The organism is Citrobacter freundii complex sp. 2024EL-00216, from assembly GCF_043945515.1.
Taxonomy (GTDB): domain Bacteria; phylum Pseudomonadota; class Gammaproteobacteria; order Enterobacterales; family Enterobacteriaceae; genus Citrobacter; species Citrobacter portucalensis.
On sequence record NZ_JBIMRA010000004.1, the window covers coordinates 62,583 to 77,697 of the forward strand.

Sequence of the window (15,115 nt, forward strand, 5' to 3'; positions counted from 1 at the left end):
AGGGCCCGATTCTCTGTTCTTCCGTCCTGCGACAGAAGAAGAAATCTCTCAATTATTACCGCTCTTTCGCCGGATGCGGCATAACGCCTTATCCGGCCTACAGTTACATTACGAATACTTTTTGGTGCGCCGCGTTGGCGCGGTATTCGCCGGATCGTCCGGCCAGACATGTTTGGGATAACGCCCTTTCATCTCTTTTTGCACCTCACGGTACGATCCCTGCCAGAACGCGCTCAGATCGCTCGTCACCTGTAGCGGTCTTTGGGCCGGAGACAGCAGCTCCAGCACCAGCGGCACGCGCTCCTGGGCAATGGTTGGAGTCTTTGCTTCACCAAACATTTCCTGCATCCGAACCGCCAATACTGGAGGATTATCCTCATGATAGCGAATGGCAATCCGGCTTCCCGTCGGCACAGTGTAATGCGCAGGCAGCTCACTATCCAGACGTTGCAACATTGACCAGTCCAGTAAACCGCGCAACGCCTGTCCCACATTGAGTGCTTTTAATGCGCGTAACGAGTGCACACCGCTCATGTGCGGCAGCAGCCAGGTCTCCAGCGACGCCAGCAGAGAATCCTCATCTACCGCGGGCCAGTCGTATTCTGGCAACCAGTTTGCCGCACATTGCAGACGCAGTCGAAACTGCTCGGCTTCCGGCGTCCAGTTGAGCACACTTAGCCCTTTATCGCGAATGCCATTCAACATCGCCTGATGCAACTCCTCTTCCGAGGGTTTGGCCAATGGCTGTACTTTTACCGTGAGCTGACCAATGCGCGACCGACGCAATGCCTTTAACGTTCCCTGGGTTTCATCCCATTCGATGGTGTCGGACTGTTGCAGCAGCTCAGGACATGCCTGCATCAGCGACTCGATATCCAGCGGTAGAGCCAGCAAAATACGCGCGTCTGGCGAAGCGCTGCCCTGCAACAAAAGTGGCGCTATCAGCCATTCATGGCGTCCTGAAGCATCATCGGCATCCAGCATAGCGCCCATGCCATTCGCCAGTTGATAGCGCCCTTCCTGCCCGCGTCGACGCGCTATCCGATCGGCAAACGCCCGCGCCAGCAATGAGGGGAGCAGCGTGCTGTCGGGCTGCCCGCTGCTAACGTTAAGCCGTTTCAGCAACTGTTGACTGCGCTGCTGCCAGGCGGGCTGATTTCGTGCAAACGCCACGGTCAGATCGGTACTTCCACCGCGCGGCGGCTCTTCCAGAATCGCGGCCAGTTTTGCCGCCGTAGCCGCTTCGGTATTATTTTTGGCACCGACCAGCATCGCCGCTAAACGAGGATCGTTACCCAATGCCGCCATTTTCTGCCCGCGGGCACTGAGCCTGTCGCCCTCAAGCGCGCCCAGCATCTGCAACAGCCGTTTTGCCGCCTGCAGGTTGATGGCGGGCGGCATATCCAGCCAGTTCAGTTGTTCAGGTTCGGTACATCCCCATTGCAGCAACTCCATCAGTAGCCCGGACAGATCGCTCTGCAATATCTCCGCTTCCCCCTGCGCTGCCGCTCTTTCTGCCTGCTCTTTGGCAAGCAGATGCAGGCAAATACCGGGCTCCAGACGACCCGCACGTCCCGCGCGCTGAGTCATCGAAGCCTGGCTAATGCGCTGGGTAATCAGTCGCGTCAGACCGGTACGCACGTCATAGCGCGCCACGCGTTCCTGGGCGCAGTCCACCACCAGTCGGATGCCTTCGATCGTCAAGCTGGTTTCAGCAATATTGGTGGCCAGCACCACTTTGCGTTTGCCTTGCGGCGCGGGCACAATCGCCTGACGCTGCTCGGAAAGCGTTAACGCGCCGTACAGTGGACACAGCACAACATCGCTGCCTACACGCGTAGCCAGCTGCTCCTGTACACGCAGGATTTCGCCCACACCCGGTAAAAATAGCAGCAGTGACCCGCTTTCATGACGCAATAGCTCCGCCGTCGCTATCGCCACCGCTTCATCAAAACGCAAATGCGCCGCCAACGGCTGATACCGCCGCTCAACGGGAAATGCGCGGCCTTCAGAAACGATCGTCGGCGCATCGGGCAACATCTGCTGCAAACGCCCGTTATCCAGAGTGGCGGACATAATCAACAGTTTCAGATCGTCCCGCAGCCCTTGCTGCACATCCAGCAATAGCGCCAGCGCCAGATCAGCCTGTAAACTCCGTTCGTGAAATTCGTCGAGGATCACCAGCCCGACGCCTGTCAGTTCAGGATCGCGTTGGATCATCCGCGTCAGGACGCCCTCAGTTACCACTTCCAGCCGGGTCTGCGGCCCTACGCAACTTTGTGCGCGCATGCGATAGCCCACGGTTTCACCAGGCTTTTCGTTCAGCAATTCCGCTAATCGTTGCGCCACATTGCGCGCTGCCAGGCGGCGCGGCTCCAGCAAAATAATCCGCCCCGTGATACCGCGATGCTCAAGAAGTCGCAACGGCAGCCAGGTCGATTTCCCTGCACCGGTCGGCGCCGTCAGCAGAACCTGCGGCGAGGCATCAAGGGCGATAAGCAGTTCAGGCACTACGGCAGCAACGGGCAACAACGTCACAAATGGCTCCAGAGGGTTAACATTCTTCGCGCTGCATTGTAGCATCGCGTTAATTCATAACCGAGTATCCATCATGTCTGAGCCAAAAAGGCTGTTCTTTGCGATTGAATTGCCAGCCGGGGTTCGGGAGCAGCTAATCCACTGGCGGGCCGCGCAGTTCCCCCCTGAAGCGGGCCGCCCCGTCGCGGCTGATAATCTGCATCTGACGCTGGCCTTTTTAGGCGACGTCAGCGCTGAGAAGCAACAGGCGCTGTCGCAGCTCGCGGGGCGTATTCGCCAGCCAGGTTTCACGCTCAAATTCGATGATGCCGGGCAATGGCTGCGCTCCAGGGTCGTGTGGCTGGGTATGCGTCAGCCGCCGCGCGGGTTGCTGCAACTGGCGAATATGCTACGGGCGCAGGCAGCGCGTAGCGGGTGCTATCAAAGCCCGCTGCCGTTTCACCCGCATATCACGCTGCTGCGCGATGCCGGTCACGCGGTTCCAATCCCTCCACCGGGCTTTGGCTGGTCATTTCCGGTAACGGAGTTCGCACTTTACTCCTCCTCATTTTCACGAGGACGCACGCGTTATACGCCGCTGCAACGCTGGACGCTGACTGAATAATTAAAGGGACTGCTTATGCAATTTTCTCCACCTTTACAACCTGCAACGCTCATTCAGCGCTATAAGCGCTTTTTAGCGGATGTGATCACACCCGATGGCACAGCGTTAACGCTACACTGCCCAAATACCGGTGCGATGACCGGATGCGCAATGCCAGGTGACACCGTTTGGTATTCGACATCAGAAAATACTAAACGCAAATATCCACATACCTGGGAATTAACGCAAACCCAATCCGGTGAATTTATTTGTGTTAACACGCTGTGGGCCAACAGATTAACGAAAGAGGCGATTCAGCAGGCGTTAATTTCGGAAGTTTCAGGCTACAGTACTTTGAAAAGTGAAGTAAAATACGGCGCCGAAGGGAGCCGCATCGACTTTTTGTTACAGGCAGATTCCCGACCTGACTGCTATATTGAAGTGAAATCAGTCACGTTGGCGGAAAAAGAGCAGGGTTATTTTCCCGATGCCATCACTGAACGAGGTCAGAAGCATCTTCGGGAATTGATGAGCGTAGCGGCTGAAGGCAAGCGGGCAGTGATATTTTTCGCCGTGCTACATTCAGCCATTACACGGTTTTCACCCGCGCGCCATATCGATGCAAAATATGCGCAATTATTAGTTGAAGCACAGCTTAAGGGGGTTGAAATTCTGGTTTATAAAGCGGAACTTTCTGCCCACGGTATGACTCTTAAAGAGCCGTTGCCCATTACCTTGTAATGGTGTAAATATCTGGTCAATTAGTATTCTGGGCGCGTGGGCAAATACGCTTTTCCTCACAGGGTTGTCAAGTGTTACGTTTAGATAATTGCTATCCGGAAAAGCATCTGCTATTTATAGCGACCTGATTTTTCCCCCGAACATGGGGATCGATAGTGCGTGTTAAGGAGAAGCAACATGCAAGAAGGGCAAAACCGTAAAACATCGTCCCTGAGTATTCTCGCCATCGCTGGGGTGGAGCCGTACCAGGAGAAACCGGGCGAAGAGTATATGAACGAAGCCCAGCTGTCGCACTTCAGGCGTATTCTTGAGGCATGGCGCAATCAACTTAGGGATGAAGTCGATCGCACCGTAACTCATATGCAAGACGAAGCGGCTAACTTCCCTGATCCGGTGGACCGCGCCGCACAGGAAGAAGAATTCAGCCTTGAGCTGCGTAACCGTGACCGTGAGCGCAAACTGATCAAAAAGATCGAGAAGACGCTGAAGAAAGTAGAAGACGAAGATTTCGGCTACTGCGAATCATGCGGCGTAGAAATTGGTATTCGCCGTCTGGAAGCGCGTCCGACAGCCGATCTGTGCATCGACTGTAAAACGCTGGCAGAAATCCGCGAAAAACAAATGGCAGGTTAATTCCGGTCATTTTTACCACGTTTACTACAGGCGGGAGCTTCTCCCGCCTTATTATTTGTTAGTCCGCAAAATGAGCGATTCACACTATATAGGCCGCTTCGCCCCTTCCCCTTCTGGCGAACTGCATTTCGGTTCACTAATTGCCGCCCTCGGGAGTTACCTGCAGGCCCGCTCACAGCGCGGAATCTGGCGAGTGCGCATTGAAGATATTGACCCCCCTCGTGAAGTTCCCGGTGCTGCAGATACGATTCTGCGTCAGCTGGAACATTACGGACTGCACTGGGATGGCGATATTTTATGGCAATCCCAACGTCATGATGCCTACCGCGAGGCGCTCGCCTGGTTACATCAACAGGATCTGAGCTATTACTGCACCTGTACGCGGGCACGTATTCAAAGCGTCGGCGGTATTTATGACGGCCACTGCCGTGAGTTACGCCTCGGACCAGAGCAGGCGGCTGTCCGCATAAAGCAACGCCATCCGGTGATGCAGTTTACTGACCAACTGCGCGGTGAGATTCAGGCTGACCCGCAGCTTGCGAGGGAAGATTTTATTATCCACCGACGCGACGGGCTGTTTGCCTATAACCTCGCTGTGGTGGTTGATGACCACTTTCAGGGCGTAACGGAGATTGTACGCGGCGCCGATCTTATCGAACCCACGGTGCGGCAAATCTCTTTGTATCAGCAGTTTGGCTGGCAAGCGCCTGACTATATTCATCTTCCGCTGGCGCTCAACGAACAAGGCGCTAAACTTTCAAAACAAAATCATGCACCTGCGCTGCCGCAAGGCGATCCGCGTCCGGTGATTATTGCCGCGCTGCGCTTTCTCAGCCAGCGTGCCGATATCCCGTGGCAGGATATGCAGGTTGATCAGATCCTGGAGTTTGCCGTTGAGAATTGGCGTCTGACAGCGGTGCCTGAATCGGCGATCTTAAATCCGGCATTCTCAAATGCATCATGCTGAGCTATGATTAGCCGCTATTTTTACACAGCAACACTTGTTCTGATTGAAGTTTGACACTACCGAGGTGCACTATTTTTACCCGAGTCGCTAATTTTTGCCGCAAGGTGCTAAGCCGCGAGGAGCGCGAGGCTGAGCTCGCCGTCGCCCGTCCACATATGACGGTAATTCCGCGTGAGCAGCACTCTATCTCCCGCAAAGATATCAGTGAAAATGCCCTGAAGGTAATGTACAGGCTCAATAAGGCCGGATACGAGGCATGGCTGGTTGGCGGTGGTGTACGCGATCTTTTGCTGGGCAAAAAACCGAAAGATTTTGATGTCACCACTAACGCAACGCCGGATCAGGTGCGCAAACTGTTTCGTAACTGTCGCCTGGTCGGTCGCCGTTTCCGTCTGGCCCATGTCATGTTCGGCCCAGAAATTATCGAAGTGGCAACGTTCCGCGGCCATCATGAAGGCAGCGAATCCGATCGCACAACATCGCAGCGCGGACAAAACGGTATGCTGCTGCGTGACAACATCTTCGGCTCCATCGAAGAAGATGCACAGCGTCGCGATTTCACGATTAACAGCCTGTATTACAGCGTGGCCGATTTCACCGTACGTGATTACGTCGGGGGAATGCAGGATCTCGAAGAGGGCATCATTCGCCTGATCGGTAATCCGGAAACGCGCTATCGCGAAGATCCTGTGCGCATGCTGCGCGCCGTACGCTTTGCCGCCAAGCTCGACATGCGTATCAGCCCGGAAACCGCAGAGCCGATCCCACGTCTGGCTACCTTGCTTAACGATATTCCTCCTGCGCGCCTGTTTGAAGAAGCGCTCAAGCTGTTACAGGCGGGCTATGGGTACGAAACCTATAAAAAACTGCGTGAGTACAGCCTGTTCCAACCGCTGTTCCCAACCATTACGCGCTACTTCACCGAAGACGGTGACAGCCCAATGGAACGCATCATTGCCCAGGTACTGAAGAATACCGATAACCGCATTCACAATGATATGCGCGTTAACCCGGCGTTCTTGTTTGCTGCCATGTTCTGGTATCCGTTACTGGAAGCCGCACAGAAAATTGCGCAAGAAAGCGGTCTGGCCTATTACGATGCTTTCGCGCTGGCAATGAACGACGTGCTGGACGAAGCCTGCCGCTCGCTGGCGATCCCGAAACGTCTGACCTCACTGACCCGTGATATCTGGCAGTTGCAGCTACGTATGTCGCGTCGCCAGGGTAAACGCGCCTGGAAGCTGATGGAGCATCCAAAATTCCGCGCAGCTTACGACCTGTTAGCGCTGCGTGCTGAAGTCGAACACAACGCGGAATTGCAGCGACTGGCGAAATGGTGGGGTGAATTCCAGGTTTCTGCGCCGCCAGAACAAAAAGGCATGCTGAACGAGCTGGATGAAGAGCCAGACGCACGTCGTCGCCATCGTCGCCCGCGTAAACGTGCGCCACGCCGTGAAGGCTCCGCATGACCTATCACGTATACCCAACAAATTTCGAGTCGCATCAAGGTGGTGACACAGATGCAGCTTGAAAAACGACGGGTATATATCGCCCTCGGCAGTAATTTAGCCTCCCCTCTGGAGCAGGTTAATGCTGCCGTGAAAGCGATCGGTGAAATCCCTGACAGCCGAATCGTGGCTGTCTCCTCATTTTACCGTACGCCACCATTAGGCCCACAGGATCAACCCGATTACCTGAACGCCGCCGTCGCACTGGAAACCACCCTCGCGCCGGAAGAATTACTCAATCACACCCAACGCATTGAGTTACAGCAGGGGCGGGTGCGCAAAGCCGAACGCTGGGGACCACGAACGCTGGACCTCGACATTATGCTGTTTGGCGATGAAGTGATTAACACCGAACGTCTGACCGTACCGCACTACGACATGAAAAACCGTGGTTTTATGCTGTGGCCGCTCGCTGAAATCGCGCCGGATCTTATCTTTCCAGACGATAAACAACCACTTGCGTTTTTCATCCAGCAAACCACTCCTCGTCCGGCGCAATGGTAACCGCGTTATATAATAAAATTAATTATGAAAAGCCTCACTCAAATTAATTAAACTACATTTTCCTTTCAGCAAATCTAATTAACACATACTACTCAGACATCATCCATGCAAAACAATTATTATTAAAGACCAGTAGTTGTTTGTTCCTTGCGCTTTATCACACAAACCTATATCCCATAAAAATATATTTCAAAAAACAAAGAAAGCCCTCCTACAATAATTTTAAAATAAAATGATTTTATAAAACCCATAGACCCAAGTTATTTTACAAAACATTACTAACCGCTAGAATATGCCCCTGCTATTTAATATAGCAAAGTAGTAATTATCTAATATTTCAAATCCTGTAAGGATACAGTAATGAAAAAAGCAATTTTGGCAGCAGCTATGGTTATGGCAATGGGCTCAACTTCGGCAATGGCAGCGGATGCAGAAGGTGGCCAGCTTAATTTTCACGGTTTAGTCAGTGCTACAACCTGTACTAAAGTCGTTTCCACCAGCCGTGGTGATGAATCCACTGATGGCAACATCTATCTGGAAACCGCAACCCCGGCGGATATCACCACTGAAGTCGCTGATGCTACTTACGGCGCAAAAGCAGAACCTTTCACCATCATTCTGAACTGTAAAGATGCATCCGGAGTCACTGGCGGCACCACCGTTGCAAAACTGTCAATGGTCTCTTCTTTTGGTAATACCAAAGGCACGCTGGATAACGACACCAACCTGACTGCCGCCGGTATGGCTGCTGCGAAAAACGTAAACATCGCGATTCACGATGCAGACACCAAAACGCTGATGAAAGTTGACGGTGCAGACGTTCACGAAGCCACCTTCGATGCCAGCCAAGTCGCTACCTATAACTTTGTAGCTTCTTACGTTAAAGCAAACGGCACTGATGACGTAACCCCAGGTCACGTTACCACTAACGCAATGTATACCTTTACTTATCAGTAAGCATTAACGCTTTACTGATGAAATAAGTATACAAAAAAGCGCGTTAATAGCATTAACCGGAATTATTACACCGTTTGTCATTAACACAGCTTGTAATAACGAGGTGAGAATTACGATTACTATCGCACCTCGTTTCTTAAATTAAGAACACCAAATCATCCACTGGCAAGGAATGCTCATGTTGAATTTTAAGAAAACGCTTACCACATTGGTACTAGCAGGAAGCTTATTGAGTAATACCAGTCATGCCGATATTATCATTTCCGGCACGCGTATCATTTATGATGAAAATAAAAAAGATGTCAGTATCCGCCTGGAAAATAAAGGTACCCGACCGCTGCTGGTGCAAAACTGGATTGATCTCGGGAATGATAATGCCGATCCAGGCAGTATTAAGGCCCCATTCGTCTCCACTCCTCCCGTTTCACGTATAGAACCAAAGCACGGTCAATCCGTGAAAGTAATGTTTACCCAAACCACAGCATTGCCAAAAGACCGTGAAAGCGTGTTCTGGTTTAACGTGCTGGAAGTACCGCCAAAAGCAGACGCCAACAAAGAAGAAAACAAAAGTTTGCTGCAGTTAGCTTTCCGCACTCGTATCAAACTGTTTTACCGCCCTGCCGGTTTACAGGGTTCGCCTGCAGAAGCCACCAAACAGTTGAAGTGGCAGATGGGGAATGAACAAGGCCATACGACGCTAAAGGTTAATAACCCAACACCTTACTACGTTTCATTTAATGATGCTGTCGTTACGGTTGGCGGGAAGCGCTATACCGTTGATGCCACCATGGTTGCGCCTTTGAGCAATGCCTCTTTTAACGTCAAAGGTCTACAAAATACCGTATCAGGCAAACTGGACTACCACGCCATTAACGATTATGGCGGCATGATCGAAGGCTCTGTTTCACTGTAATCGATTAATCAAAACGCAGGATGCAAAAGACGGTGCAAAACTTTCCTTATACCGAATCGATGCCGAAAAAAACGCTACTGGCGATGTGCTGTGCACTGCTTTACAGCCAGCCCGGTTTTGCCGCAGAAAACGTCGAGTACGACAGCTCATTTTTAATGGGAAGTAGCGCGGCTAGTATCGATATCAGTAAATATTCCGACGGCAACCCTACGCCAGCGGGAACCTACACTGTGAAAGTTTTCGTCAACGAGAAATCAGTAGCAAGCCTGACCCTTCCCTTTGTTGATGTTGGTAAAAATAGCGCGCAAGCCTGCCTGACGTCGAAGAATCTGGCACAGCTGCACATTAAGCAGCCTGAGATCGGCAACGAACACGCTATTCTGAAAAAAGGTGATGAAGATGGGGATGACTGCTTAAACCTACCTGCACTTATCGAGCAGTCAAACGTAAGCTTTGATATGGGTGAGCAGCGCCTGGATATCTCCGTTCCTCAGGCGTGGCTCATTAAAGGTTATTCTGGCTATGTCGAGCCCTCCTTGTGGGAAAGCGGCATCCCGGCTGCCCTGTTTTCCTATACCCTTAACGGCTACCACAGCACCAACCACGATACTGACAGCGATAGCTTGTATGCTGCATTTAATACGGGCATCAATCTCGGTGCATGGCGTCTTCGTGCCAGTGGTAACTACAACTGGGCGAAGGACGGCGGCAGCAATTTCGAATACCAGAACCGTTATCTGCAGCGCGACCTCCCGGCACTACGCTCACAGCTGATTGTCGGCGAAGCCTATACCACTGGCGAAACCTTTGACTCGGTGAACATCCGCGGGGCACGTCTGTATAGCGACACGCGTATGCTGCCTTCACAGTTGGCTAACTATGCGCCTATTATCCGCGGCGTCGCCAACACTAACGCCAAAGTGACCGTGACTCAGGGCAGTTATAAGATTTATGAAGCGACCGTTCCGCCGGGACCTTTCGAGATCAACGATATCAGCCCTTCCGGCTACGGTAGCGACCTGATCGTCACCATCGAAGAAGCTGATGGCAGTAAACGTACTTTCTCCCAGCCGTTTTCTTCGGTCATGCAGATGCAGCGCCCGGGCGTCGGACGCTGGGACGTGAGCGTCGGGGAAGTCAATAACGACGAACTTCATGACAAACCAAACCTGGCGCAGGGCTCATACTACTACGGTCTGAACAACTTTCTGACGGCCTACACCGGTATTCAGGCAACGGACAACGACTATTTCGCTGGACTCCTCGGTCTGGGTCTGAATACACCCTTTGGCGCACTGGCGGTTGACGTTACCCATTCACGCGCAGATATCCCTGACGACAATACCTATCAAGGCCAAAGCTATCGCTTGACCTGGAACAAACTGATTGAGGCGACCGATACGTCGTTCAACGTCGCGGCCTATCGCTACTCGACGCGAGACTACCTGGGCCTGAATGACGCGCTAGAGCTAATCGACGATGCCAAATTCAAAGGTACTGACGCAGAACGCAATACCATGAATAACTTCTCGCGTATGAAGAATCAGGTCACCGTCAGCATGAACCAACCTTTGCAGTCCGCTGAGGTTGATTACGGTTCATTTTATCTGTCAGCCACCTGGACCGACTACTGGGCAAGCAACGAAAGCCGCAGCGATTACAGCCTGGGTTATGGCAAAGGATTTTCCTGGGGCAGCATGAGTATCAACCTGCAGCGCACCTGGGATGAAGAAGGCGAAAAGGATGATTCGCTTTATATCAACTTCAATATTCCGCTGGAGAACCTGCTGGGTGGTGAACGTCGCCGCTCAGGGTTCAGCAACTTGAGCACCCAGATGCGTACCGATTTTAACGGTGGGCACCAGATCAGCATGAACAGTAGCGGCAGCAGCGAAGACAATAAGCTGAACTACAGCGTGAATACAGGCTACACCATGCAAAAAGAGGGGAAAAACATCTCCGATATTGGTGGATATACCAGCTATCAGTCCCCATGGGGAGATCTTTCAGCATCCGCCTCGGCGAATAACGACAGTAATCGTCAGTATTCGCTCTCCACTGACGGCGGTTTTGTGTTGCACAGCGGTGGTTTAACGTTTACCAACGACAACTTTGGCAACAGCGATGCCATTGTGCTGGTGAAAGCGCCTGGCGCTAAAGGCGCTCGGATTAACGGTGGAAGCAGCACAATTGATCGCTGGGGTTATGGCGCAACGAACTCACTGACGGCCTACCGGGAAAACCAGGTCAATCTCGACATCGATACGATGGATAACGACGTCGAGCTGAAGAGCACCAGCACCACACTGGTACCACGCGATGGTGCGGTCGTTTTCGCCAGTTTCGAAACCGATGAAGGACGTTCAGCCATTCTCAACATGACGCGCAGCGATCACCAGACGATCCCATTCGGCGCCGAAGTTTATGAGAACAATGTACAGATCGGCAATATGGGCCAGGGCGGCCAGGCTTTTGTCCGCGGTATTAGCGATAACGGCGAACTTACGGTGCGCTGGTTTGAAAATAACCAACCCGCAACCTGTACGGCAACCTTCCTGTTGCCAGCAACGCAACAAACGGTCGGCACCAGCCAGACCCTACTGTTAGACAACATTACGTGTCGTGTCATTAACCACAATACAAATGGAATCCCCAATGAAAAGGAATAAGCGCTTTTTAGCTGCCTCCGTACTTGCGATGATATTTCCGCTAGCCAGTCACGCAGAATCTATCAACGTCGACTTTACTGCTACGGTAATAGCATCAACCTGTAACATTAAATTAACAGCACTCAATGGTTCGAGTGTTACAGACAATGGTGGGGATAAATACACTTTAACAATCCCTAATGTCGGCCTGGATAAAATTGAAAATGCAACGACTGCTGCGCAAGCCGATTTTAAATTAGTCGCGACGGAATGCAGTGCTGGCCTTAATAGTATTGTGACCAAAATAACGGGGACGACTATTTCCGGTAAGTTAATTAAAAACACGCTCACCGATACGACCGCTGCAGAAAATCTTGGCATGGGATTTAAACTTGTTAATACAGAGGATTCAGAGTTTATTACTCCAGATGGTTCAAGTAGTGTGACATGGGACGCCAATAATATTGCAAATGGCTTAGACATGACCGTTGCATTACGTGAAATCACGCAAGGACAAGGGACTCCTGGTGACTTTGAATCCTCAGCAACTTTTAGCTTTACCTATAATTAACAAGGACGAATAGCATGAGCCTAAAACTAACTAACACACTCTTGTTTAGCACACTATTAACAATAGGTACAGTGCATGCTGCTGAAACCAGCAGCCTTGAGCTAAAAGTAAAAACGACCGTCACATTGGGAACATGTTCTGCTCAGGTTATGGATGGTGATATTGCTACCAACACCATCGCTCTGGGAGATGTAACTTCATCGCAAGTTATAGCAAAAACATATACCAAACCGTTTAAAATTCGATTCAGTAATTGTGCTGGTTTGCCAGAGAGTAAAGCAACTATCAAATTTGACCGCAAGTCTGGAACCTCCTGCGCAGGTAGTAACGGGCCAGGGTTTCGAAATATTGGAGGAACATCATCCAGTATAGGACTTGAGCTATGGACAACAGAACAACCATCTGGTGCAGATAGCGTGCAATTGCTTTGTAACACACCCAACGCACAGGTAGTTGATGTATCTACAGCGAAAGGAAATACGAACTTCGACTATAAACTAAGCGCTCGATTGTTTGATGTTAGTGGTTCGGGTAAAATAGGTGCTGGTACATTCACATCGCCAACGACTTTGACAATTACATACCAATAATAGTTGATATAAATAGAACAACTATTTACTAAAAAATATATTGGGGTAAATATGTCATTGCATAGAAATTTCTATTTATCTTTATACTTAGGGCTGACAGCAGCCCTTTTTTCGCTATCCTGTCACCCCAGTATAGAGTTAGATCTTACAGCTAACATTATTAACAATACGTGTAATATTGAGGTTAGTGACGGCGGTACTGTTACTTTTCGTACAGTAGGGCTCGGTTATTTTGTACCTGGCATAACCTCTGAATCTGATTACGAAGGTGGTGAAATATTTTCCATCAAACTGTTGAGCTGTCCTGTCAGTGATAACGAAATAACCAAGGTGACGTTTGAGTTCACGCCGCAAAGCGGGCAGTTTGCCATCGGCAATCAACAGGTGTTTGCCAACGAGCTCACCAAGAGCGCAGGTGGGGCAGAAAACGTCGGCGTAGTGATATTTACCACGGACGTCCCGCGTAAGAATGTGTTGAATACTGATGGTACATCGCGAGCAACCTTTAGTGCAACGTCCTACAGCGATACCAGCTGGACCTTTTATTCCAGAATGCAAAAAATCCTTGATAGCGGCACGGTGACGCCAGGTCAATTAAGTAGCCATGTACTTGTCAATGTCACCTACCAATAAAATTCGGAACGACCATTAATAGGGAAATTAGCCATGAAGAAAAACATAGTCCTTTTAATATCATCTCTATTTTTATGGTTAGGAGCCAGCAACGCTTATGCCTGGTCTGTCTATATTGGGCAAGCGACCTCGTATCAAGGAGGTGCAGAATATGCAGATGTACAAGACTACTCAGTTCCATTCTCATGGAACCTGCTCCCTTCAGTTGCCGCCCATACAGAATCAGGATTACGCGAACTTGCTGTTTCTAATGCGACAGAATTTGATCCCAAGCATGGACTTAATTGTAACTATAACCACGATGTTCATAGTGTAAATCTTTATCATGGTTTTCAGAGTGCGGGTATTAAAAATAATAGCGGCAATCCATTATGGAAAACAAATACTACGGGTTTGTATCTTGGTATGGAAATTACCAAAATTAACTTTGGCACCGCCTATTATCCAGGGAGTTCATTTTGGGTTGACTGGAACGGCGGTGGTACGGATTATAAGTCCTTTGATCTGAATTTCATTAGTACCTCTTATGCAGATTTCTCCACTTTCTGTGATTCAATCGCATGGAAGAAAGGTTATTTTGAAATGGGGGGAATTGTTCCGTGGATTAAATTCCATCTTTATGCTGATGATACATTTAAGCCAACCACATCAGCAGTTAACGTTACCTTTCCAACAAGTACCGGATACAACTTCCGATTTAAGCTTTCAGACACCAGTATCGGTGGTGGCAACCACTACCTTGATTACGTCATCAGTCCAGGTTCAATAACGATTCACTACCCAACATGTACCGCCACTGCCGTTACAGGTGAAGGTGTTTCAGGATCTACCGTGCCTTTTGGCAGTCGCAACGCAGAAGAACTGAAAGGCGACGGTGTGACAAAAGACTTTTCAATAAAATTAAGTAACTGTACCTACATTAAGAATGTCGAAGTGAAGTTAGGATCAACAATAACAGGCAGCAGTGACAACGCATTATTGGGTAATACTTTAACATCTGGTGCCGCCAGCGGTATTGGCGTGACGGTTGCCGGCGAGAAGAATCCAGCAAGCATCAGCGACTGGATGACGATCATGCCAAACAACTCCAGCTCCGTTTATAAGTTTACGAATATGGAAGACTATACCTATAGCAATATCGGTAACCCCGATCAGATTCTGAATTTCAGAGCAACGCTGAAACAAGACGGTAGCAACACCATCAAACCCGGCGAGTTCAAAGCGACAGGCAGCTTCACTATCGACTACCCCTAAGCGCGTTAATCCGGCGGCTCTCGCTGCCGGGAATACACACAAAGGGCTAACGCTTTTCTGCTTCATTCCCCTACA

At 50.4% G+C, this 15,115-nt stretch carries 14 protein-coding genes; 13 read left to right on the plus strand and 1 reads right to left on the minus strand.

The genetic code is table 11. The features are described 5' to 3' along the window. Positions 1 to 108: 108 nt before the first annotated feature. The gene (hrpB, locus tag ACHHZ7_RS06330) at positions 109 to 2,538 is read right to left on the minus strand and encodes an ATP-dependent helicase HrpB (protein WP_060682735.1); all 2,430 of its coding nucleotides are present in this window, start codon (positions 2,536 to 2,538) and stop codon (positions 109 to 111) included. A gap of 73 nt (positions 2,539 to 2,611) precedes the next feature. On the opposite strand from hrpB, the gene thpR reads away from it, so the two are divergent. From thpR to ACHHZ7_RS06395, 13 genes are all read left to right on the plus strand, one after another. Further along, positions 2,612 to 3,142, plus strand: coding sequence for an RNA 2',3'-cyclic phosphodiesterase (gene thpR / locus ACHHZ7_RS06335; protein ID WP_060682736.1), 531 nt, complete (start codon positions 2,612 to 2,614; stop codon positions 3,140 to 3,142). Between the two features lie 15 nt (positions 3,143 to 3,157). Continuing rightward, on the plus strand, positions 3,158 to 3,862 hold the full coding sequence (gene sfsA, locus ACHHZ7_RS06340) for a DNA/RNA nuclease SfsA (protein ID WP_008786246.1): 705 nt from the start codon (positions 3,158 to 3,160) through the stop codon (positions 3,860 to 3,862). Positions 3,863 to 4,039: 177 nt separating this feature from the next. Continuing rightward, positions 4,040 to 4,495 (plus strand): RNA polymerase-binding protein DksA, encoded by a 456-nt coding sequence (gene dksA, locus ACHHZ7_RS06345; RefSeq protein WP_003829221.1) that lies wholly within the window; start codon positions 4,040 to 4,042, stop codon positions 4,493 to 4,495. A gap of 70 nt (positions 4,496 to 4,565) precedes the next feature. Continuing rightward, the gene (gene gluQRS, locus ACHHZ7_RS06350) at positions 4,566 to 5,462 is read left to right on the plus strand and encodes a tRNA glutamyl-Q(34) synthetase GluQRS (protein ID WP_060682737.1); all 897 of its coding nucleotides are present in this window, start codon (positions 4,566 to 4,568) and stop codon (positions 5,460 to 5,462) included. Positions 5,463 to 5,533: 71 nt separating this feature from the next. Continuing rightward, positions 5,534 to 6,931, plus strand: coding sequence for a polynucleotide adenylyltransferase PcnB (gene pcnB / locus ACHHZ7_RS06355; RefSeq protein WP_204192014.1), 1,398 nt, complete (start codon positions 5,534 to 5,536; stop codon positions 6,929 to 6,931). Positions 6,932 to 6,982: 51 nt separating this feature from the next. Then, positions 6,983 to 7,474 (plus strand): 2-amino-4-hydroxy-6-hydroxymethyldihydropteridine diphosphokinase, encoded by a 492-nt coding sequence (gene folK / locus ACHHZ7_RS06360; RefSeq protein WP_008786242.1) that lies wholly within the window; start codon positions 6,983 to 6,985, stop codon positions 7,472 to 7,474. Between the two features lie 360 nt (positions 7,475 to 7,834). Then, positions 7,835 to 8,431: a fimbrial protein gene (locus tag ACHHZ7_RS06365; protein WP_060682738.1), complete on the plus strand. Its 597-nt coding sequence runs from the start codon at positions 7,835 to 7,837 to the stop codon at positions 8,429 to 8,431. A 178-nt stretch (positions 8,432 to 8,609) separates the two neighbouring features. Further along, positions 8,610 to 9,344: a fimbrial chaperone gene (locus ACHHZ7_RS06370; RefSeq protein ID WP_008786240.1), complete on the plus strand. Its 735-nt coding sequence runs from the start codon at positions 8,610 to 8,612 to the stop codon at positions 9,342 to 9,344. A gap of 59 nt (positions 9,345 to 9,403) precedes the next feature. Continuing rightward, a complete protein-coding gene (locus tag ACHHZ7_RS06375; RefSeq protein WP_060683752.1) occupies positions 9,404 to 12,013 on the plus strand; it encodes an outer membrane usher protein in 2,610 nt (869 codons plus the stop codon). Beyond that, positions 12,000 to 12,563 carry a fimbrial protein gene (locus tag ACHHZ7_RS06380; protein WP_008786238.1) on the plus strand — a complete coding sequence of 188 codons (564 nt, stop codon included), beginning with the start codon at positions 12,000 to 12,002 and terminating at the stop codon, positions 12,561 to 12,563. Before ACHHZ7_RS06375 ends, ACHHZ7_RS06380 begins: the two co-directional genes overlap by 14 nt. A gap of 14 nt (positions 12,564 to 12,577) precedes the next feature. Then, on the plus strand, positions 12,578 to 13,153 hold the full coding sequence (locus tag ACHHZ7_RS06385) for a hypothetical protein (protein WP_008786237.1): 576 nt from the start codon (positions 12,578 to 12,580) through the stop codon (positions 13,151 to 13,153). A gap of 51 nt (positions 13,154 to 13,204) precedes the next feature. After that, positions 13,205 to 13,786, plus strand: coding sequence for a fimbrial-like protein (locus ACHHZ7_RS06390; RefSeq protein ID WP_008786236.1), 582 nt, complete (start codon positions 13,205 to 13,207; stop codon positions 13,784 to 13,786). Positions 13,787 to 13,819: 33 nt separating this feature from the next. After that, complete coding sequence (locus tag ACHHZ7_RS06395; RefSeq protein ID WP_081003605.1) at positions 13,820 to 15,040, plus strand: fimbrial protein; 1,221 nt, start codon at positions 13,820 to 13,822, stop codon at positions 15,038 to 15,040. The last annotated feature ends 75 nt before the right edge of the window (positions 15,041 to 15,115 follow it).

Bases quoted from the DNA above. Each gene is read 5' to 3' on its own strand.
- thpR (WP_060682736.1), top strand. From the start codon at position 2,612: ATGTCTGAGCCAAAAAGGCTGTTCTTTGCGATTGAATTGCCAGCCGGG.
- sfsA (WP_008786246.1), top strand. From the start codon at position 3,158: ATGCAATTTTCTCCACCTTTACAACCTGCAACGCTCATTCAGCGCTAT.
- dksA (WP_003829221.1), top strand. From the start codon at position 4,040: ATGCAAGAAGGGCAAAACCGTAAAACATCGTCCCTGAGTATTCTCGCC.
- gluQRS (WP_060682737.1), top strand. From the start codon at position 4,566: ATGAGCGATTCACACTATATAGGCCGCTTCGCCCCTTCCCCTTCTGGC.
- folK (WP_008786242.1), top strand. From the start codon at position 6,983: ATGCAGCTTGAAAAACGACGGGTATATATCGCCCTCGGCAGTAATTTA.
- ACHHZ7_RS06365 (WP_060682738.1), top strand. From the start codon at position 7,835: ATGAAAAAAGCAATTTTGGCAGCAGCTATGGTTATGGCAATGGGCTCA.
- ACHHZ7_RS06370 (WP_008786240.1), top strand. From the start codon at position 8,610: ATGTTGAATTTTAAGAAAACGCTTACCACATTGGTACTAGCAGGAAGC.
- ACHHZ7_RS06375 (WP_060683752.1), top strand. From the start codon at position 9,404: ATGCCGAAAAAAACGCTACTGGCGATGTGCTGTGCACTGCTTTACAGC.
- ACHHZ7_RS06380 (WP_008786238.1), top strand. From the start codon at position 12,000: ATGAAAAGGAATAAGCGCTTTTTAGCTGCCTCCGTACTTGCGATGATA.
- ACHHZ7_RS06385 (WP_008786237.1), top strand. From the start codon at position 12,578: ATGAGCCTAAAACTAACTAACACACTCTTGTTTAGCACACTATTAACA.
- ACHHZ7_RS06390 (WP_008786236.1), top strand. From the start codon at position 13,205: ATGTCATTGCATAGAAATTTCTATTTATCTTTATACTTAGGGCTGACA.
- ACHHZ7_RS06395 (WP_081003605.1), top strand. From the start codon at position 13,820: ATGAAGAAAAACATAGTCCTTTTAATATCATCTCTATTTTTATGGTTA.